The 19,044-nt window shown below is 68.2% G+C and carries 23 protein-coding genes and 1 pseudogene; 15 read left to right on the top strand and 9 right to left on the bottom strand.

The genetic code is table 11. The features are described 5' to 3' along the window. Window positions 1-25: 25 nt before the first annotated feature. Both H610_RS0118450 and H610_RS0118445 read right to left on the bottom strand, forming a co-directional pair. Window positions 26-655 carry an L-threonylcarbamoyladenylate synthase gene (locus H610_RS0118450; protein ID WP_028241029.1) on the bottom strand — a complete coding sequence of 210 codons (630 nt, stop codon included), beginning with the start codon at window positions 653-655 and terminating at the stop codon, window positions 26-28. A gap of 13 nt (window positions 656-668) precedes the next feature. Further along, window positions 669-1,535 carry a PHP domain-containing protein gene (locus H610_RS0118445; protein WP_028241028.1) on the bottom strand — a complete coding sequence of 289 codons (867 nt, stop codon included), beginning with the start codon at window positions 1,533-1,535 and terminating at the stop codon, window positions 669-671. 132 nt (window positions 1,536-1,667) lie between these two features. Between H610_RS0118445 and H610_RS0118440 the strand changes: the two genes are divergently transcribed. From H610_RS0118440 to H610_RS0118420, 5 genes are all read left to right on the top strand, one after another. After that, window positions 1,668-2,255, top strand: a complete 588-nt coding sequence (locus H610_RS0118440; RefSeq protein WP_028241027.1) for a septation protein A — start codon at window positions 1,668-1,670, stop codon at window positions 2,253-2,255. Window positions 2,256-2,257: 2 nt separating this feature from the next. Next, the gene (locus tag H610_RS0118435; protein WP_028241026.1) at window positions 2,258-2,557 is read left to right on the top strand and encodes a YciI family protein; all 300 of its coding nucleotides are present in this window, start codon (window positions 2,258-2,260) and stop codon (window positions 2,555-2,557) included. A gap of 40 nt (window positions 2,558-2,597) precedes the next feature. After that, window positions 2,598-3,275 (top strand): response regulator transcription factor, encoded by a 678-nt coding sequence (locus H610_RS0118430; RefSeq protein WP_028241025.1) that lies wholly within the window; start codon window positions 2,598-2,600, stop codon window positions 3,273-3,275. A gap of 124 nt (window positions 3,276-3,399) precedes the next feature. Next, on the top strand, window positions 3,400-3,810 hold the full coding sequence (locus H610_RS0118425; protein ID WP_028241024.1) for a Spy/CpxP family protein refolding chaperone: 411 nt from the start codon (window positions 3,400-3,402) through the stop codon (window positions 3,808-3,810). A gap of 56 nt (window positions 3,811-3,866) precedes the next feature. After that, window positions 3,867-5,204 (top strand): sensor histidine kinase, encoded by a 1,338-nt coding sequence (locus H610_RS0118420; RefSeq protein WP_028241023.1) that lies wholly within the window; start codon window positions 3,867-3,869, stop codon window positions 5,202-5,204. A gap of 13 nt (window positions 5,205-5,217) precedes the next feature. Here the strand turns inward: H610_RS0118420 and H610_RS0118415 are convergent, their stop codons facing one another. Beyond that, entirely contained in the window at window positions 5,218-5,778 is a 561-nt protein-coding gene (locus H610_RS0118415; protein ID WP_028241022.1) for a nitroreductase family protein, read from the bottom strand. 531 nt (window positions 5,779-6,309) lie between these two features. Continuing rightward, window positions 6,310-6,681, bottom strand: a complete 372-nt coding sequence (locus tag H610_RS0118410; RefSeq protein WP_028241021.1) for a YkgJ family cysteine cluster protein — start codon at window positions 6,679-6,681, stop codon at window positions 6,310-6,312. A 181-nt stretch (window positions 6,682-6,862) separates the two neighbouring features. Between H610_RS0118410 and H610_RS0118405 the strand changes: the two genes are divergently transcribed. Then, a complete protein-coding gene (locus tag H610_RS0118405; RefSeq protein ID WP_028241020.1) occupies window positions 6,863-8,314 on the top strand; it encodes a TrkH family potassium uptake protein in 1,452 nt (483 codons plus the stop codon). Window positions 8,315-8,318: 4 nt separating this feature from the next. Here the strand turns inward: H610_RS0118405 and H610_RS0118400 are convergent, their stop codons facing one another. Next, window positions 8,319-9,320 (bottom strand): AraC family transcriptional regulator, encoded by a 1,002-nt coding sequence (locus tag H610_RS0118400; protein ID WP_028241019.1) that lies wholly within the window; start codon window positions 9,318-9,320, stop codon window positions 8,319-8,321. A 117-nt stretch (window positions 9,321-9,437) separates the two neighbouring features. Here H610_RS0118400 and H610_RS0118395 point away from each other — a divergent pair, with 117 nt between their 5' ends. The 9 genes and pseudogenes from H610_RS0118395 (at window position 9,438) to H610_RS24190 (ending at window position 15,416) form a co-directional block, all read left to right on the top strand. After that, complete coding sequence (locus H610_RS0118395) at window positions 9,438-9,758, top strand: Mpo1-like protein (RefSeq protein WP_028241018.1); 321 nt, start codon at window positions 9,438-9,440, stop codon at window positions 9,756-9,758. 43 nt (window positions 9,759-9,801) lie between these two features. Beyond that, window positions 9,802-10,329, top strand: a complete 528-nt coding sequence (locus H610_RS26040; protein WP_236614324.1) for a hypothetical protein — start codon at window positions 9,802-9,804, stop codon at window positions 10,327-10,329. Then, window positions 10,323-10,640, top strand: a pseudogene (locus H610_RS24195) (phosphohydrolase); the annotation flags it as partial. The gene H610_RS26040 and the pseudogene H610_RS24195, both read left to right, overlap by 7 nt. A 166-nt stretch (window positions 10,641-10,806) precedes the next feature. After that, a complete protein-coding gene (locus H610_RS0118380) occupies window positions 10,807-12,195 on the top strand; it encodes an adenylate/guanylate cyclase domain-containing protein (protein ID WP_028241016.1) in 1,389 nt (462 codons plus the stop codon). Window positions 12,196-12,436: 241 nt separating this feature from the next. Continuing rightward, entirely contained in the window at window positions 12,437-12,658 is a 222-nt protein-coding gene (locus tag H610_RS0118375) for an AbrB/MazE/SpoVT family DNA-binding domain-containing protein (protein WP_028241015.1), read from the top strand. Window positions 12,659-12,668: 10 nt separating this feature from the next. Further along, window positions 12,669-13,094: a type II toxin-antitoxin system death-on-curing family toxin gene (locus H610_RS0118370; protein ID WP_028241014.1), complete on the top strand. Its 426-nt coding sequence runs from the start codon at window positions 12,669-12,671 to the stop codon at window positions 13,092-13,094. A gap of 234 nt (window positions 13,095-13,328) precedes the next feature. Next, window positions 13,329-14,087 carry a helix-turn-helix domain-containing protein gene (locus H610_RS0118365; protein ID WP_028241013.1) on the top strand — a complete coding sequence of 253 codons (759 nt, stop codon included), beginning with the start codon at window positions 13,329-13,331 and terminating at the stop codon, window positions 14,085-14,087. Between the two features lie 67 nt (window positions 14,088-14,154). Beyond that, complete coding sequence (locus tag H610_RS0118360; protein WP_028241012.1) at window positions 14,155-14,490, top strand: tRNA-binding protein; 336 nt, start codon at window positions 14,155-14,157, stop codon at window positions 14,488-14,490. Next, on the top strand, window positions 14,487-15,416 hold the full coding sequence (locus H610_RS24190) for a DMT family transporter (protein ID WP_084166504.1): 930 nt from the start codon (window positions 14,487-14,489) through the stop codon (window positions 15,414-15,416). Before H610_RS0118360 ends, H610_RS24190 begins: the two co-directional genes overlap by 4 nt. On the opposite strand, the gene H610_RS0118350 is transcribed toward H610_RS24190, so the two are convergent. The 4 genes from H610_RS0118350 to H610_RS0118335 all read right to left on the bottom strand — a co-directional run bounded on the left by H610_RS0118350 (window position 15,401) and on the right by H610_RS0118335 (window position 19,042). Further along, entirely contained in the window at window positions 15,401-15,682 is a 282-nt protein-coding gene (locus H610_RS0118350) for a SelT/SelW/SelH family protein (protein ID WP_028241011.1), read from the bottom strand. The two genes, H610_RS24190 and H610_RS0118350, sit on opposite strands and share 16 nt — an antisense overlap. Before the next feature lie 13 nt (window positions 15,683-15,695). Next, a complete protein-coding gene (locus H610_RS0118345; RefSeq protein ID WP_408055005.1) occupies window positions 15,696-16,040 on the bottom strand; it encodes a MarR family transcriptional regulator in 345 nt (114 codons plus the stop codon). 281 nt (window positions 16,041-16,321) lie between these two features. Continuing rightward, the gene (gene lpdA / locus H610_RS0118340) at window positions 16,322-17,716 is read right to left on the bottom strand and encodes a dihydrolipoyl dehydrogenase (RefSeq protein WP_028241009.1); all 1,395 of its coding nucleotides are present in this window, start codon (window positions 17,714-17,716) and stop codon (window positions 16,322-16,324) included. Between the two features lie 18 nt (window positions 17,717-17,734). Then, entirely contained in the window at window positions 17,735-19,042 is a 1,308-nt protein-coding gene (locus H610_RS0118335) for a pyruvate dehydrogenase complex dihydrolipoamide acetyltransferase (protein WP_028241008.1), read from the bottom strand. Between the last annotated feature and the right edge of the window lie 2 nt (window positions 19,043-19,044).

Here is a 19,044-nt window from a genome sequence, read left to right as displayed (position 1 = left end):
CGGTTGGGTCCGTGTTTCATGGCGCTCAGGCCTGTTCGAGGAAGGGTTGCGGATCGCCGCAGCCGACGCGAACCACCTCCGGCCGCCCCTCGGTCAGATTAATCACCGTCGAAGCCTCGAGGCCACCGTACCCGCCATCGATGATCAGGTCGACCTGGTGTTCCAGCGTCGAGCGCATGTCGTACGGATCGCTCATCGGTTCGCTCTCGCCGGGCAGGATGAGGCTGACGCTCATCAGCGGCTCGCCCAGCTCCTCCAGCAGCGCCTGGGCGATCGGCAGCGAAGGCACGCGCAGGCCGATGGTGCGGCGCTTGGGATGCATGAGCATGCGCGGCACCTCGCGCGTGGCGTCGAGGATGAAGGTGTAGGGCCCGGGCACGTGCGCCTTGAGCAGGCGGAAGGCGGTGGTGTCCACCTTGGCGAAGAGCCCGAGCTGCGACAGGTCTTTGCAGGCCAGGGTGAAGTTGTGCTTGTCATCGAGCTGGCGGATCCGACGGATGCGTTCGATCGCCGACTTGTTGCCGATGGCGCAACCCAGGGCATAGGACGAATCGGTGGGATAGACCACCACCCCGCCGTTGCGCAGGATTTCCACTGCCTGCTTGATCAGGCGCGGCTGGGGATTTTCCGGATGGATCTGGAAGAACTGGCTCATGGCGACTCCCTGTTCAGCCGGCCGCATGGAGGCGAGGTTCGCGCTCGAAATGACGCCACAAGGGTGACAGGTCATCCGGCAGGGGTCGATACATGCCCAGCTCCGACCAGTCCGCCGGCGCGTGGAAGTCGCTGCCGACGCTGGCCATCAGCCCGAACTCGCGGACCAGGATCGACAGCCCGCCGACCTGCTCGGCCGGCTGCATGCCGTTGACCACCTCCAGGGCATGGCCGCCGGCCTGGACGAACTCGGCGACCAGCCGGCGCCGCTTGCTGCGCGTGAAATCGTACTGCCAGGGGTGCGCCAGGCTGACCCAGGCGCCCGCCTCGCGCAACAGGCCGACGGTCGCCTCCAGCGCCGGCCAGTGCTGCTTGACGTCGCCCAGCTTGCCGGCGCCGAGCCATTTGGAAAAAGCTTCGGCACGGTCCTTCACGTAGCCGGCGCGCACCAGGTATTCGGCGAAGTGCGGACGCGCCGGCGCGTTGCCGCTGTCGCCCAGCGCCTGCTGGACGGCGCGGGCGCCTTCGAAGGCGCCGGGCATGCCCTTGGCTTCCAGCCGCTGGCCGATCAGTTCGGCGCGCCGCCAGCGGCCCTGGTGCAGCTCGGCGATGGCCGCGCGCAACGCCGGGGCGTCGGCGGAAAAGCCGTAGCCCAGCACGTGGATGGTCGCCCCGCCCCACAGGCAGGACAGCTCGATGCCGTTGACCAGGCGGATGCCAAGCCGCTCGGCGGCGGCGCGGGCCTCGTCCAGGCCGTCCAGCGTGTCGTGGTCGGTCAGCGCCAGCAACCGGACCCCGCGCGCGTGCGCCCGCTCCACCAGGGCGGCGGGCGCGAGCACGCCATCGGAAGCGGTACTGTGGCAGTGCAGGTCGACGGTCATGCGCTGGCGTTCTCCAGAAGCGATCATGTTCAACAGACCGTCCGCGGAGTCGCGCGTGCCGTTCGGAGCAGCCGATTCCGCGTCGGACAGGGTTTGCTATTATGCCGGGCACTTCGGCTCCTGGCGCGCAACGTGAAACAACTGATCGATTTCATCCCTCTCCTGCTGTTCTTCGTCGTCTACAAACTCGAACCCCGCAGCCTCGACCTGGCCGGCCATGCCCTGCAGATCGGCGGCATCTACAGCGCCACCGCAGTGCTGATCCTGAGTTCTCTGGTCGTCTACGGCCTGTTGCTGGTACGCCAGCGCCGGCTGGAAAAGGGCCAGTGGCTGACCCTCGCCGCCTGTCTGCTGTTCGGCGGAATGACCCTGACCTTCCATAGCGAGACCTTCCTCATGTGGAAGGCGCCGGTGGTGAACTGGCTGTTCGCCCTGGCCTTCCTCGGCAGCCACTTCATCGGCGACCGGCCGCTGATTCAGCGCATGATCGGCCATGCCATCCGCCTGGACGCGGTACGCTGGACACGGCTGAACGTCGCCTGGATCCTGTTCTTCCTCGTCTGCGGTTTCGCCAACCTGTACGTCGCCTTCCACTACCCGGCCTTCTGGGTGGACTTCAAGGTCTTCGGCAGCCTGGCGCTGACGCTGCTGTTCCTGGTCGGCCAGGGCGTCTACCTGGCCCGCCACCTTCAACCCTCCGAAGCGAATCTCAAGGAGTAGCCATGCTCTACGCCATCATTGCCACCGACGTCCCCAACTCCCTCGACGCCCGCATGGCCGCCCGCCCGACGCACCTGGCGCGGCTCGAGCAACTGAAGGAAGAAGGCCGCCTGGTGCTGGCCGGCCCGCACCCGGCCGTGGACAGCAACGACCCGGGCAGCGCCGGTTTCAGCGGCAGCCTGGTGGTCGCCGAGTTCGACTCGCTGGAAGCCGCGCAGACCTGGGCCGCCGCCGACCCCTACAAGGCGGCCGGCGTCTACGGCGAGGTCGTGGTCAAGCCGTTCAAGAAGGTCCTGCCCTGACCGGGCCCGCGCGTGCCGCCAGCGAGCGAAGGGATACGCCATGAGCGAACTGCTGCTGATCGACGACGACCAGGAACTTTGCGAGCTGCTGGTCAGCTGGCTGTCCCAGGAAGGCTTCGCCGTGCGCGCCTGCCATGACGGCCAGAACGCCCGTGCCGCGCTGGCGGAAACGCCACCGGACGCCGTGGTGCTCGACGTCATGCTGCCCGACGGCAGCGGCCTGGAACTGCTCAAGCAGTTGCGTACCGAGCATGCCGAACTGCCCGTGGTGATGCTGTCGGCGCGCGGCGAGCCGCTCGACCGCATCCTCGGCCTGGAGCTCGGCGCCGACGACTACCTGGCCAAGCCCTGCGACCCGCGCGAACTGACCGCGCGCCTGCGCGCAGTGCTGCGCCGCAGCCGCCCGGCCGCCACCCCGAGCCAGCTGGAGCTGGGCGACCTCGCCTACAGCCCCGGCCGCGGCGTCGCCAACATCGGCGACCACGAGGTGAGCCTGACCCTCTCCGAGGGACGCATTCTCGAAGCGCTGCTCGCCCGCCCCGGCGAGCCGGTGGACAAGCAGGCCTTGGCGCAGAACGCGCTGGGCCGCAAGCTGACGCTCTACGACCGCAGCCTGGACATGCACGTCAGCAACCTGCGCCGCAAGCTCGGCCCGCACCCGGACGGGCGGCCGCGCATCGTCGCCCTGCGCAGCCGCGGTTATCTCTACGCCCCCTGACTTTACCGAGGCTTTACCCAGCACTGACCGCCGCTGACCGAGCGCGCCGTAAGCTGCAAGCATCCGGTGAAGGCAACTGGCCCAGCAAACGCCAGCGCCGCCGGCAAGCCCAAGGAGAGTCATCATGCGCAAGACCCTTATCGCCGCCCTGTTCGCCGCCACCCTGCCCGCTCTCGCCCTCGCCGCCCCTGGTCACGACGGTGGCAAGCATGACGGCGGCCGCCACCACATGCACGCCTTCAAGGGGCTCGACCTGACCCGCGAACAGCGCCGTGAGATGCACGAGCTGATGAGCCAGCAGATGAAGAGCCGTCACGAGATCACCCAGCGCTATCTCGAGAAACTGCCGGAAGCCCAGCGCAAGGCCATGCAGGACGAGCTGGTCGCCAGCCGCGAGGCCAACCGCAAGGCCATGCGCGACCTGCTCAAGCCCGAGCAGCAGAAAGCCTTCGACGAGATGCAGAAGAAGATGGAGGAACGCCGCGCCGAGCGCGCCGAATTCCTCAAGTGGAAGGCCGAGAAGGACAAGGCCTGATCCCAGCCCTGCCGCCATGCCCGGGCGTGGCGGCGCCAACCTGACGGAGAGACGTCGTGCGATCACTGTTCTGGCGCATCCTCGCCACCTTCTGGCTCGCCATCGCGGTGGTCGCCGCACTCGCCATCCTGCTCGGCCAGGCGCTGAACCAGGACGCCTGGATCCTCAGCCGGCATCCGGCGCTGCGTGAGTTCGCGCCGCGCTGGGCCCAGCTCTACGAAGAACAGGGCCCGCTTGCCGCGCAGTTAGCGCTGGAGGCGCACAAGCAGCGCTTCCGCGTCGACATCCAGGTGCTCGGCGAAACCGGTCGCCCGGTGGTACGCGGCACCTTCCCGGCTCGCGCCGCCGCCTTCGAAGCGCGCCAGCCCAACGCCAAACGCCTGCCCTGGCGCCGCCTGACCAACGATTACACCAGCCCGCTGACGGGCGAGACCTACCTGTTCATCTACCGCATCCCGCTCACCGAACTGGCGGCCTGGCACCGCGGCAGTCTGCTGTGGCCGCTCAGCGCGCTGGGCATCGCGCTGGTGGTGCTGACCGCCTTCGCCCTGCTCCTGACGCTCTCGATCACCCGCCCGCTGGACCGCCTGCGCGGCGCCGTGCACGACCTCGGGCAGACCGCCTACCAGCAGAACTCGCTGGCGCGCCTGGCGCGCCGGCGCGACGAGCTGGGCGTGCTGGCCAACGACTTCAACCGCATGGGCGCGCGCCTGCAGAGCCTGATCGGCAGCCAGCGTCAACTGCTGCGCGACGTCTCCCACGAGCTGCGTTCGCCGCTGGCACGGCTGAAGGTCGCGCTGGCGCTGGCCGAGCGCGGCTCGGAAAGCGAGCGCCAGGCGATCTGGCCACGGCTGGAACAGGAATGCGACCGGCTCGAAGCGCTGATCGCCGAAATCCTCGAACTCGCCCGCCTGGACGCCGATCCGGGTGCGGCGCGGCCGGTGGACCTGCAGCCGATCCTCGCCCGCGTGCGCGACAACGCCCGCCTCTCGGCCCCGGAACAACGCGTCGAAGTCACCCGCGAGCCACCGGCCGGGCTCGAGCTGCAGGGCTGGCCGGACATGCTCGAACGCGCGCTGGACAACCTGGTGCGCAACGCGCTGCGCTTCAACCAGCCGCCGGCGCCGATCGAGATCGACATCGACCGGGCCGCCGGCTGGCTGTCGATCAACGTACGCGACCACGGGCCTGGCGCCGATCCCGAACACCTGCCGGAACTCGGCAAGCCGTTCTTCCGTGCGCCCGGGCAGACCGCCGCCGGACACGGGCTCGGCCTCGCCATCGCCCGGCGGGCCGCCCAGCGGCATGGCGGTGAACTGCAGCTGGCCAATCACCCCGACGGCGGCTTCCTCGCCACGCTACGCATTCCGCTCGCCGGGACCACCGTCGAGTGAAGCGACGCCAGCCTCAGGCGGCTGGCCAGCGTTTGACGAACTGCTCCGGCTCCAGCGCCGGCGGCGTGCGCGGGCTGCCTTCCGGCGTGCCGAGGTAGAGATAACCGACGATCCGCTCGTCGCCCTCGAGGCCGAGGCCGGCCGCCACCTGTTCGTCGTACGCCAGCGCGCCGGTGCGCCACACCGCGCCGATGCCCAGCGCGTGCGCGGCCAGCAGCATGCCGTGCGCGGCGCAGCCGGCGGCGAGCAACTGCTCGTCCTTCGGCACCTTGGAGTGGTCGCGCAGAGTGGCGACCACCACCACCAGCAAGGGCGCGCGCAGCGGCATCTTGCGCGCCTTGGCCAGCATTTCCGGCGTGGCGTCGGGCTTGCCGGCCACCGCCTCGGCGAACAGCTCGCCCAGGGCCTGGCGCGCCTCGCCCTCGACGGTGAGAAAGCGCCAGGGGCGCAGCTGGCCATGATCCGGCGCACGCAGCGCGGCGCGGAACAGCAGGTCACGCTGCGCGGCATCCGGCGCCGGATCGCAAAGACGGGTTACCGATACGCGATTGAGCAACAGGTCGAGCGCGTCCATCCAAACCTCCTCGGCAAAGGAGGTCATTGTAGGGGGTTCGTGGGTCTCCGGGGCGGGGATGTCCGATCCGGAGACCGTATGCGTGCCCACCGCCATTCGCGGCCGAGGCCGCTTCCACATGAGCTTACGCCAGACGAACGATGGATGGCGTTCGGTGGTGCGCCCCGTGGGAACAACTGTCTTGACCGCAGAACGAGTCCCGATCGTCATTCGCAGCCAGCAGTCGCCGCGAGGGCGCGCAATCCACAGGGATGTGGTGAATACCGCAAGCCCATCGGGAACGGGCGCGGCCTCCCACAGGATTCGGTGGATACCGTTTGCTTTCGTGGGAGGCCCGCCCTTGGGGCGATGCCGTTGTGGAGCGGTCTCGACCGCAAAGCGTCTACCCCCCGGTAGTGTCGTTACGCACCCGCCCCCAGTCTTTCCAGCCGAAGGAGCAGCGGCATGCGATCAGCAAGGGTGGGCCACCCCCTTCGTCAACAAACGCTGTTTTTAGCGATGCATCATGCGTCCGGCCTAAACCGTCAACGCTCAGGCCACCCGATCCGGCGAAAGGTGCGGCTGCAGCGGCGGCGTCAACGGCGGCAGCCCGTGGGCCGCTCGCGCCGCATCGCAATGGGCGTTGTGCTGCCCGTTCTCCCAGGACGCCTCGAACTCCCGGCAGGTCGTCGACCGCTGCTCGTACATCGTGCAGCGAACGCCGCAGCCCACGTCGCCCATCAGGCCGACGCAGCGCGCCGGCTTGGACTCGGTGCCGAGCATGGCCACATGGTAGGGACTCACCTGCACGGTGAGGTGGTCCGGCACGGTCCCCCCGCTGGAGGCGCACTCGCCCCAATAGAAAGACACACGAAAATATGCACAGCAGGCACCACAGGTGAGGCAGGGATTCTCGACGGACATGGAGGCTACTCAGAAACCGGAAAAGGCCGGCGCCCGGGCGGCTATTCTATTGAGCGGCGAACGCTTGTGAAGAGGCCGGCCGTCGCCGCTCCCAACGCCTCGCCGGGCAGGGCCCGCGACCGGTTTACAGGCAGGGGGACGCGGGTAGAATTGGCGCCCTCTTTTTCGCCGAGCCGCTCCCATGCCTCTGCCGACGCTGCGCATCATCGGATTCATCCTCGGCATCTTCCTCATCACCCTCGCCGTCAGCATGGTCATCCCCATGCTGACCCTGGTGGTATTCGAGCGCACCGACGACCTCGAGGCCTTTCTCTGGGGCAGCCTCATCACCTTCATGAGCGGCATGGCGCTGGTGGTACCCGGCCGGCCGACGCTGACCCTGCTGCGCCCGCGCGACATGTACTTCCTGACCACCATCAGCTGGCTGGTGGTCTGCTGCTTCGCCGCGCTGCCGATGATGCTGATCCAGCACATCAGCTACACCGACGCCTTCTTCGAGACCATGTCCGGCATCACCACTACCGGCTCCACGGTGCTGGTGGGCCTCGACGACACCTCGCCGGGCCTGCTGATGTGGCGTTCGATGCTGCAGTGGCTGGGCGGCATCGGCTTCATCGGCATGGCGGTGGCCATCCTGCCGCTGCTGCGCATCGGCGGCATGCGGCTGTTCCAGACCGAGTCGTCCGACTGGTCGCAGAAGGCCCTGCCGCGCTCGCACGTGATGGCCAAGCTGATCCTGGCGATCTACCTGGCGCTGACCTTCCTCTGCGGCCTGTGCTACTGGCTGAGCGGCATGACGCCGTTCGAGGCGATCAACCACGCGATGACCACCATCGCCACCGGCGGCTATTCGACCTCCGACGCCTCGATGGCCCATTTCAGCCCGGCCGCGCACTGGACCGCCATTGTCTTCATGACCCTCGGCGGCCTGCCGTTCATGCTGATGGTCTCCACCGTGCGCGGAAACCGCTATGCCCTGCTCAGGGACCAGCAGGTGCGCGGGTTCGTCGGCGGCATGGCCGCGATCTGCCTGCTGTTCGCCCTGTGGTACTGGATGCACTCGGACTTCGCCTTCCTCGACGCCCTGCGCATCGTCACACTCAACGTCGTCTCGGTGGTGAGCACCACCGGCTTCGCCCTCGGCGACTACACGCAGTGGGGCGACTTCGCCATCCTCGCCTTCTTCTACCTGACCTTCATCGGCGGCTGCTCGGGCTCGACCTCCGGGGGGCTGAAGGTGTTCCGCTTCCAGGTCGCCTACAGCCTGCTGCGCGCCTACCTGCAGCAGCTGGTGCACCCGCGCGCGGTGATCAAGCAGCAGTACAACGGGCACAACCTCGACGAAGAGATCGTCCGCTCGATCCTGACCTTCTCGTTCTTCTTCACCATCACCATCGGTGTGCTGGCGCTGTCGCTGGCCCTGCTGGGGCTGGATCCGATCACCGCGCTGACCGGCGCTGCCACCGCGGTGTGCAACGTCGGCCCCGGGCTCGGCCCGGTGATCGGCCCGGCCGGCACCTTCGCCACCCTGCCGGATGCCGCCAAGTGGCTGCTGTCGGCCGGCATGCTGCTCGGCCGCCTGGAGATCATCACCGTGCTGGTGCTGCTCACCCGCGCCTTCTGGAAACACTGAGGCTTCAGAGGCGCGCGCGGTATTCCCCGGGCGTGACGCCGAACCAGCGCCTGAAGGCGCGGAAGAAGTTGCTCGGATCGGCGAAGCCGAGCAGGTAGGCAATCTCCAGCAGGGTCAGGCCCGGCTGGGCCAGGTACTGGTCGGCCAGCTCTCGCCGGGTGTCGTCCAGCAGCTGCTGGTAGCTGGTGCCCTCGTCCTGCAGGCGGCGCTGCAGCGTGCGCTGCGACAGGTGCAGCAAGCCCGCCACCGCCTCGCGCTTCGGTTCGCCCTGCGGCATCAGCCGGCACAGCACCTGGCGCACCTGGTGGGTCACCCGGCTGCCGGAGAAACGTGCCAGGTAGTCGCCGGCGAAGCGGTCGTGCAGGCGCGCCAGCGCCTCGTTGGCCGTCGGCAACGGCGCCTCCATGTCGCACCGGCGGAACACCAGGGCGTAATGCGGTGCGTTGAAGCGCAGCGGCGCGCGAAACAGCGCCTGGTAGGGCGCCAGGTCGTGCGGCGGCTCGCCCTGCAGACGCACCTCCAGCGGTTCGATCGGTTTGCCGGTCAGCCAGCGGCAGAAGGCCAGCGCACTGGCCAGCGACGCCTCGCCGCTCTGCCGGGCTGGCGGCAGACGGTCGCCATGGATGGTCAGGATCAGCGCGTAGCGGTCGCCCAGGGGCCGGAAGTCGAGGTCAGCACCCTCGGCGACGATGCGCTGGAAGCGTACCAGCCGGGTGTAGCCCTCGCAGAGATTGCGGCTCGACATCATCGCGTACTCGACGACGCTGAGCGCGCCGGGATGCCGTTCACGGCCCATGTTCAGGCCGATCGCCGGATTGCCGGACACCTCCACCGCCCGCAGCCAGAGGCGGGTCATGCCGTCCTGCGGAAAGCGCGCGTCCGGGTCGGCCAGCGCGGCGTAGTCCATCCCGAGTTCGGCGAACAGCCCGCGGCAGTCGACACCGCCGGCCTCCAGCGCACGGACGATCGCCAGGGCCCAGCTCGAAGATGTGGTGCGCTCGGTCATTACATTGTTCTTCTGATCGTCCGGCCTGGCGACGAAGGATACTAGACTGTCTCGCATTGTCACTGGCCTCCAAAGCCACTCGACCTAGACTCCAAGAACAATGACAGGAGGTGCGCCATGAGCACGCAGAGCGCCGAGCGCCGCTTCACCCGCTTCGCCGATTTCTACCCGTTCTATCTCGAGGAGCATCGCAACCAGACCTGCCGCCGGCTGCATTTCATCGGCAGCCTGCTGGTGCTGGCCCTCCTCGCCTACGCCCTGTGGAGCGGCCAGTGGCTGTGGTTGCTGGCGTTGCCCGTGGTCGGCTACGGTTTTGCCTGGGTCGGGCACTTCGTGTTCGAGAAGAACCGCCCGGCGACCTTCCAGTACCCGCTCTACAGTCTCATGGGCGACTGGGTGATGTTCAGGGACATCCTCACCGGGCGCATCCGCTTCTGAGCCCGAGCGCACCACCGATCGACAACAACAAAGAGAACAGCCGATGACCGCCCGCGCCCGCTTCACCCACATGCAGGACGGCACCGCCGACGACTGGGCCATCATCGCCCGGGACTTCGGCGGCTATGCCAGGCAGTTGCCCGACCGCATCCTCGCCCACCTCCAGCTGCTCGACGGCGACTTCGGCGGCTTCCCGGTGGACCGCCTGACCCATTCGCTGCAGACCGCTACGCGCGCGCACCGAGACGGCCGCGACGAGGAATACGTGGTCTGCGCGCTGCTGCATGACATCGGCGATACCCTAGGGTCTGTTGCCGTTTCGTCGCGAGCCGCGTTGCCGCGTCAAATGGCGCCAGGCCAGGCGCGGGACGCAGGCAATGGTGATCCCTTGCCAAGTCCCGCAACACCGCATGGCGCCATTTGCCGCGCAACCCTACGGGACGGGCCTGCTTTTGCGCGATGCGGCGTTACTCGTCGCTTATTTGGAATGACCAAACTTCGCTCCTCGTGCCTTGCCTCGCGCAAAAACAGGCTCCGGCGCGGCCGCAAACGAAATGGCAACAGACCCTAGGCTCCTACAACCATCCGGACATCGCGGCGGCGATTCTCAAGCCGTTCGTCAGCGAGGAAAACCACTGGATGGTGGAAAAGCACGGGGTGTTCCAGGGCTACTACTTTTTCCACCACCTGGGCATGGATCGGCATCTGCGCGAGCAGTTCGACGGCCACCCGCTGTACCAGCGCACCGCCGAATTCTGCGCCAGGTACGATGCCGCCGCCTTCGATCCGGCGTACGACAGCCTGCCGCTGGAATTCTTCGAGCCGATGCTGCGCCGGGTGTTCGCCGCCCCCAGACGCTCCCTCTATCGAAAGGCCGGCTGATACCGTTCTCGCTCGCCGGCAACCGGTCCGACGGCTTTTCGGCGTAGATAATTTGGCGTTCGCAAGCCGCTTCGCTATGATCGCGCCCATTCGAGCTAGCGCTATCATGCCGGCACGCAAGACGCAGCGAATAAGCGTCGGTAGAAATCAGGGATCGAGAGACATCATGACCTTCGTCTTAGGTGATCGACGCAAGGGGCTCGCTTCGCGCCCCCTGCGCGAGTATTACTCCCGCGTGCTCGGCTACCTGGCGTGTGCGGCCGGGCTGGCTGCGGGCACCCACACCCAGTTCTACTCGATGGACCAGCTGTGGCTGGTTCCCTATGCCCTGCTCTACCCCCACCTCGCCTATCACCTGAGTTACCGCTTCCGCCGCGAACACGCCGAGCGCACCGCGCAGGTGCTGCTCTGCCTCGACGGCCTCAACGCGGGCGCGGCCATGGCGCTGCTCGGCTTCAGCCCGGTGCCGAGCTTCGTCTTCGTACTCATCCTCGGCTTCAGCGCGCTGATCGACGGCGGCGTGCGGCGCCTGATGATCGGCCTGCTGGCCACGCTGGCCGGCGCCGGCCTGACCCTGCTGGTGGTGCCCCTGCAGTTCAAGGCCCCGACCGACACCCTGGTGGCGATCGCCAGCCTGGCCTTCGCCACCCTCTACGTCTTCGTCGCCGCCTACTACGTGAACAAGCAGGAGCTGCACCTGGCGCAGGCGCGGCGGGTCATCGAGGCCGAACAGGCGAAGGCGGCGCGGCTGGCGCGCAACCTGGCCAAGTACCTGTCGCCGCAGGTGTGGGAATCCATCTTCAGCGGCAAGCGGCATGTGCGCCTGGAAACGCAGCGCAAAAAGATGTCGGTGTTCTTTTCCGACATCAAGGGCTTCACCGAGCTTTCCGAGGAGCTTGAAGCCGAGGCGCTGACCGACCTGCTCAACAACTACCTCAACGAAATGTCGAAGATCGCCCTGAAATACGGCGGCACCATCGACAAGTTCGTCGGCGACTGCGTGATGATCTTCTTCGGTGACCCCACCACGCAGGGCGCCAAGAAGGACGCGGTGGCGGCGGTCTCCATGGCCATCGCCATGCGCAAGCACATGAAGGTGCTGCGCCAGCACTGGCGCGCGCGCGGCATCACCAAGCCCATGGAGATCCGCATGGGCATCAACACCGGCTACTGCACCGTGGGCAACTTCGGCGCCGACACCCGCATGGACTACACCATCATCGGCCGCGAAGTGAACCTCGCCAGCCGCCTGGAAAGCGCCGCCGAGGCCGGCGAGATTCTCATTTCCCACGAGACCTACTCGCTGGTGCGCGACGTGATCATGTGCCGCGACAAGGGCCAGATCAGCGTCAAGGGCTTCTCCCGCCCGGTGCAGATCTACCAGGTGGTCGACTTCCGCCGCGATCTCGGCGCCACGTCCAGCTACGTCGAGCACGAACTGCCCGGCTTCTCCATGTACCTGGACACCAACGGCGTGCAGAACTTCGACAAGGAGCGGGTCATCCAGGCGCTGCAGCAGGCGGCCGAAAAGCTGCGCGACAAAGTCATCCTCTGAGCGACCTGCCAGCCTGGCATCCGCCCGAGGGCATCGCTGTGACGGAACGCTGCGACTCCCGTCGTAGGGAGGGCCGGGCGGCGTTCCGCTTCAGCCCACCATTGTTATTCGTCCGGCTTGCGGTGGGCTGAAGCCCGCCCTACGGGTATATCAGCCCCCGGCGTAGCGCCCGTTCAAGCTCCATTGCACGGCGCCGGCCTCGGTTATACCATCCGTACTAACGCCAACGGAGACTCCTCCCATGAAGCTCAAGATCACCTCCATCGGCAATTCCGCCGGTGTCATCCTGCCCAAGGAACTACTGGCGCGCCTGCGCCTGGAGAAGGGAGACGAGCTGTACGCCCTGGAAACGCCGGACGGGCTCAAGCTCAGCGTATTCGACCCCACGCTGGCCGAACAGATGGAAGTGGCCGAGCGGATCATGCGCGAAGACCGGCAGGTTCTGCACAAGCTGGCGCAATGAGGATCGCAGCATGATCGTCTGGATCGGCAAGGCGCTGGCGCTGGCCATTCACGACCGTCAACTGGCCGAGCACGGCGGCGGCAGCGGCATACGCGACGAAGGCCTGCTCGACTCGGCGCTGGCCCGACCGCAGCAGCTCCACGCCTACGGCGAACCGGCGCCGGATCTGGCCGATCTCGCCGCCAGCCTGGCCTTCGGTCTGGCCCGCAACCATCCCTTCGTCGACGGCAACAAACGCACAGCGCATGTCTGCTATCGGGTCTTCCTTCAGCTCAACAATTGCAAGCTGGTCGCCAGCGACGAAGAAAAATATACCGTCATGATCGGCCTGGCCGAAGGCTCCATCGAGCAAGCCGAGTTCGCCCGCTGGCTGCGCGCCCGAATCGTCATCGACAGGCCGGGCCAGGTGCAGGAAGGGAATGCCGGATACCGTTGAGGCCGGTGGAGCCATGCGGAGGTATCGATGCGGCCGGGGCCGTTGGATTGTCGCTGATCTCATAGACATAAAGACGTTCGCCGGGATGTTTGTTGCCCTCGTGCACACCGGCCATCCGCTCGGGTCGTTCGTGCCGATATGCCGATCCTTGCAGCGTTCGCGCCGGTGAACGCCGACGGCCGCCTGCTGCGCTACACTGGTGCATCCGTCAGAGAGTGCCCCACCGTGCGCCCGATCCTTTCCCTGCGCCGCTACACCCGAGAGGTGATCGCCCACAGCCATTCGCACGTGCAGCTGGTGTTCGGCCTGCACGGGCGGCTCGACATGGAGGTGGACGGACACGGCAACCAGGTGCTGCGGCAGATGATGGCGGTGATTCCCGAGCGGGCGCACCACGCCTGCGACAGTCGGCTCGGCAGCGATTGCCTGGTGCTCGACCTGCCCGGCGAACCCTGGCTGCGCGAACGTCTCGGCGAGCATGCCGACGACGGCCTGCGCCTGCTGGAGCGCCCCGGTACCCTGGCGCTCGACGCCAGCCAGCAGCAACTGGTCGGCTGGCTCGCCGCCAGCGCACTGCATGACCCGGCGATCGCCCAGCAGGGCGCGGCCCTGCTGCTGACCACCCTGGTGCGCGAGCGCCGCCTGCCGCCCCCGGCGCCGCGCGCCACGCTGGAAGCCCTCTACCATTACATCGACCGGCACCTGGCGCACCCGCTGGCAGTCGAGGACCTGGCGCTGCAGGCCGGGCTGTCGGTGTCGCGCCTGCATGCGCGCTTTCTCGAGGAAACCGGCGCCACGCCGATTGCCTTCGTCCGCCAGCGGCGCCTGCAGCGCGGCCGCGAATTGCTGCGCGACACCGCCCTGCCGGTGGGCGAGATTGCCACGCAGGTGGGCTACGCCTCGCAGAGTGCCTTCACCGCGGCACTGGTCCGCGCCTTCGGCTGTACGCCACGAAGCCTGCGACGAGAGGCGCGCGACAAATCCGGCCACTGATGCGACAGACAGCAAGGCCCGCGGCTGCGAGCATTCGCTTCCCCCTGCCGAATTCCAAGGACAACTCGTGGACATGATCGACTGGTCCGATTTCGAGCGCGTCGAACTGCGCGTCGGGACCCTGCTCAGCGCCCGCCTCAACGAGAAGGCGCACAAGCCCGCCTACGTGCTCGAGGTCGACCTCGGGCCGCTGGGAGTCAAGGCCTCCAGCGCGCAGATCACCGCCCATTACACCCCCGGCGAGCTGATCGGCCGCCAGGTGCTGTGCGTCTGCAACTTCGCACCCAAGCGCATCGCCGGGGTCCGCTCGGACGTGCTGGTGACCGGCGCCTACGACGAACAGCAGCGCGTGGTCCTGGCCGGCTTCGACCGGCCGCTGCCCAACGGGGCACGACTGGCATGACGCGCCGCCACGCCCTGCTGTCCATCCACCTCGGCGCCCTGCTGTTCGGCCTTGCCGGCGTGTTCGGCAAACTCGCCGCCGCCACGCCGCTGACCATCACCTTCGGTCGCGCGGGCTTCGCCCTGCTCGCCCTGGCCATCGCCGGCCTCGTGCTGCGCAGCGGCGCCGCCACGCTGCGCTGGCGCCAGCGCGGCAGCCTGCTGCTCGCCGGCCTGCTGCTCGGCGGTCACTGGCTGACCTTCTTCGCCTCCGTGAAGATCGCCGGCGTCGGCATCGCCACGCTGGGTTTCGCCAGCTTCCCGGCCTTCACCATCCTGCTCGAAGGCACCCTGTTCCGCGAACGCACCCGGCCGCTCGAATTCGCCCTGGTGGGGCTGGTGTGCCTCGGGCTGGCACTGGTCACGCCCTCGATGGACCTGGCCAGCGACGCCACGCTCGGCCTGCTCTACGGCATCGCCTCGGGCCTGATGTTCGCCATCCTCTCGCTGCTCAATCGCGCCAGCACGCGCGGCGTCGACCCGGTGCAGGCGGCGCTGTGGCAGAACCTCGCCATCGTCCTGGCGCTGGCCCCCTTCGCCGCCGCCGGCGTCCCGCAGGTGGCCGCGTCGGACTGGCTGTGGATCGGCATGCTCGGCGTGCTCTGCACCGGCCTCGCGCACAGCCTGTTCGTCGCCAGCCTGCGCGTGCTCAACGCCCGCACCACCGCGGTGATCTTCGCGCTCGAACCGGTGTACGGCATCGCCATCGCCTGGTGGCTGTTCAACGAGGAACCGACGGTGCGCATGCTCGTCGGCGGCGCGCTGATCATTCTCGCCAGCCTCGCCGCCAGCCGGCTCAAGCAGGCACCCGCGGCACGCCCGGTCGAGGTCGACCAGGCATTGCCGGGGCTCGACGAGCCGAAGGAAAGAGTTCAGCGGTCGTTGTGACCCAGCGAGCGGCCGGGATCGATCAGGTCCCGCACCCGCTGCTTGAGCACCTTGGCCTCGGGAAAACCGCCGTCGGCCTTGCGTTCCCAGACCTGCATGCCGTCGCAGGTGATGCGGAACACCCCGCCGGTGCCGGGCTCGAGCGCGACCCGGCCGAGTTCGTCGGAGAAGGTCGATAGCAGCTCCTGCGCCAGCCAGGCCGCCCGCAGCAACCACTGGCACTGGGTGCAGTAGGTGATGACGATCTCGGGCTTGGCGGGCGTCATGGCGTGTCTCCGGTCAGCTGCGGGTGAGGTTGGCGAGGATCTTCAGGTGCACCTCCTCGCAGCGGCGCACGTCCTCGTCTTCGATGCCGGAGAACATTTCATCACGCATCTGCGCGGCAATCGATTCGATCTGCTCGATCAGTGGCCGCGCCTGCTCGGTCAGGGTCACGCGCTTGGCGCGGCGGTCCTCGGGAACGGTCACCCGCCGCACCAGCCGCTGGGATTCCAGGCTGTCCAGCAGGCGGGCCAGCGTCGGGCCTTCGACACCGACGATCTGCGCCAGCTCGCGCTGGGTCGGCGGCTCCTTCATCAGCGACAGGTGGCGAAGCACCAGCCAGCGTGCCTGGGACAATCCCAGGCCGGCCAGCCGGCGATCGAGTTCGGCCCGCCAGGTGCGGGACAGGAGGGCGAGTTGCAATCCGAAGGAGTGTTGCGAGTACTGCAGCATGGCAGAACGATTCCAGGTAGTGCTTATTATTAGGCAACTAAGCATAGCCGAACGGCCGTCACAAGCGGGAAATCGCCGCAAAACGCTTCAAAGGTCGTCGGGTGGTCGCTCTGGTGGGCTGAAGCGGAACGCCGCGCGGCCCATCCTACACACCGCAGTAGGGTGGGCTTCAGCCCACCATGGACATACCGTCAGACGTGCACGACGCGCCCGAAGGCCGCCAGCACAGACTCGTGCAGCGCCTCGGACAGCGTGGGATGCGGGAACACCGTCCGGGTCAACTCCAGCTCCGTGGTCTCCAGGGTCCGCGCCAGCGCATAGGCGCCGATCAGCTCGGTCACCTCGGGGCCGATCAGGTGGGCGCCGAGCAGTTCGCCGGTGCGCCTGTCGAACACCGTCTTGACCAGTCCCTCGGGCTCGCCGAGCGCCAGCGCCTTGCCGTTGCCGACGAAGGGGAAACGGCCGACGCCAACCTCGTAGCTCCCTGCCCTGGCCTGCGCCTCGGTCAGGCCGACGCTGGCTACCTGCGGGTGGCAGTAGGTGCAGCCGGGAACCGAATGCGGGTCCAGGGGATGCGCCTCGGCCAGGCCGGCGATTCGCTCGACGCAGATCACGCCCTCGTGGCTGGCCTTGTGCGCGAGCCACGGCGGCCCCGCCACGTCGCCGATGGCGTAGACGCCCGGCTCGTCGGTGGCGCACCAGGCGTCCACCCGGATGTGATTGCGCTCGACGCGCACCCGGGTGTTCTCCAGGCCCAGGTCCTCGACGTTGCCGACGATGCCCACGGCCATGATCACGCGCTCGGCCTCCACCGTCCGGGGCTCGCCGCCCTGGCGGAAACTCACCATTAGCCCACCGTCGCCGGCTTTCTGCCCCTCGACCTGCGCGCCGGTGTGAATGGCGATGCCCTGCTTGCGCAAGCGCTGGACGAGCAGTTCGGAGATTTCCTCGTCCTCGACCGGCAGGATGCGCCCGGCCGCTTCGATCAGCGTGACCTGCGAGCCAGCCGTGGCATAGAAGCTGGCGAACTCGACGCCGATGGCGCCGGCGCCGATCACCACCAGCGTCCTGGGCAAGGCGCCGGGCGTCATCGCCTCGCGCGCGGTCCAGATGCGCTCGCCGTCCGGCTCGAAACCGGCGAGGACTCGCGGACGGGCCCCGGTGGCGAGAATGACGTGCCGAGCCTGCAGGTGGCGGACGTCGCCGCCGCTCTCCACCGCCACCCGGCCCTGGCCCAGCAGGCGCGCATGCCCGTTCAGCACCGCGACCCGGTTCTTCTTCAGCAGCGCGCGCACGCCGCGGTTGAGCTGGCCGGCGACCTCCCGCGAGCGCCTGACCGCGGCGGCCAGGTCGAAGCGCGGCGGGCTGTCCAGCAGCAGCCCGTAGACCGCCCCCTCGCGGGCGAGACGCAGGATGTCGGCCGAGCGCAGCAGCGTCTTGGTCGGCAGGCAGCCCCAGTTCAGGCATACCCCGCCGAGTTCGGCGCGCTCGACCACCGCCGCCTTCATGCCCAGTTGGGCGGCCCGGATGGCGGCCACGTAGCCGCCGGGGCCGGCGCCGATCACCAGAACCTCGTAATCATCCATTTCGGGTTCCCGCGCCGCCTACGCCAGCAGGTTCAATGGCTCTTCCAGCAGGCTCTTCAGCTCGGCCATGAAGCGCGCGCCCACGGCGCCGTCCACCACGCGGTGATCGGCGGAGAGGGTCAGCGTCATCATGCTGCCGACGGCCAACTGGTCGTCCCGCACGATCGCCCGCTTCTCCACCGCGCCCACGGCGAGAATCGCCGCCTGCGGCGGGTTGATGATCGCGGCGAACTCGCGGATGCCGTACATGCCCAGGTTGGAGATGGTGAAGCCGCCGCCCTGGTACTCCTTTGGCTGCAACCTGCCGGCGCGCGCCTTCTCGGCCAGTACACGCATTTCGCCGGCGATCTCGGCCAGCCCCTTGCGGTCGGCCTCGCGGATTACCGGCGTGATCAATCCGGCCTCGGTGGCCACGGCGACGCAGACGTCGACGTCGCGATAGCGGGTGATCGCCTCCTCTCCCCAGCTCGCGTTAACCTCCGGCACCCGACGCAGGGCCCTGGCGACGGCGAACACAATGAAGTCGTTGACCGACAGCCTGTAGGCGGGCGTCGCCTGGGCGGCCTTGGCATTGAGCTGGGTGCGCAGGGCCAGCAGCGCATCCATCTGCACGTCAAGGGTGAGGTAGAAATGCGGCAGCTGCTGCTTGGCTTCGGTTAGGCGACGAGCGATGGTCCTGCGCATGCCGCTATGGGCGATGCGCTCGACGCTCGTGGCGTCGGGGGCCATGACTGGATCGGCGGGCTGGGCAACCGGCCCCGGGGCACCGGCGGCCGCCCGCTCGACGTCCAGCTTGACGATCCGACCATGCGGCCCGCTGCCGTTGATGCCGGCGAGATCGACCCCCTGTTGCCAGGCCATTCGCCGCGCCAACGGACTGGCGAACAGGCGCTCGCCTTCGTCATCCTGCGCCGCGGCCCGCATTGGAGCCGGCGCTGGCGCCTGCGTCAGCGGCTCGTTGAGTTGCGCCGAAGCGGGCGCCGTGGGGTCCGGCTCGGGGGTCGGTACCGCGGGGGCTTCGGTGGCATCGGGCCTGACTGCCTGGCCGGCTGCGCTGTGGCTCGCCAGCCCCGAGGCGTCCTCACCGGCGCCCAGCAGGATCGCGATCGGCGTGCCGACGCGAACCTCCTCGCTCCCGGCCGGTACCAGGATGCGCCCCAGGCTGCCGTCGGCCTGGGCCTCCATTTCCATCACCGCCTTGTCGGTCTCGATCTCGGCGATCACTTCGCCCTGGCTGACCGGGTCGCCTTCCTGCTTCAGCCAGCGCACCAGCGTGGCCTGTTCCATGCCCGCCGCCAGCGACGGCATCAGGATTTCGCTCGCCATGG

The organism is Stutzerimonas azotifigens DSM 17556, from assembly GCF_000425625.1.
GTDB lineage: Bacteria > Pseudomonadota > Gammaproteobacteria > Pseudomonadales > Pseudomonadaceae > Stutzerimonas > Stutzerimonas azotifigens.
The sequence above is the reverse complement of the archived record's forward strand: the minus strand, read 5'-3'. Positions and strand labels throughout refer to the sequence as shown.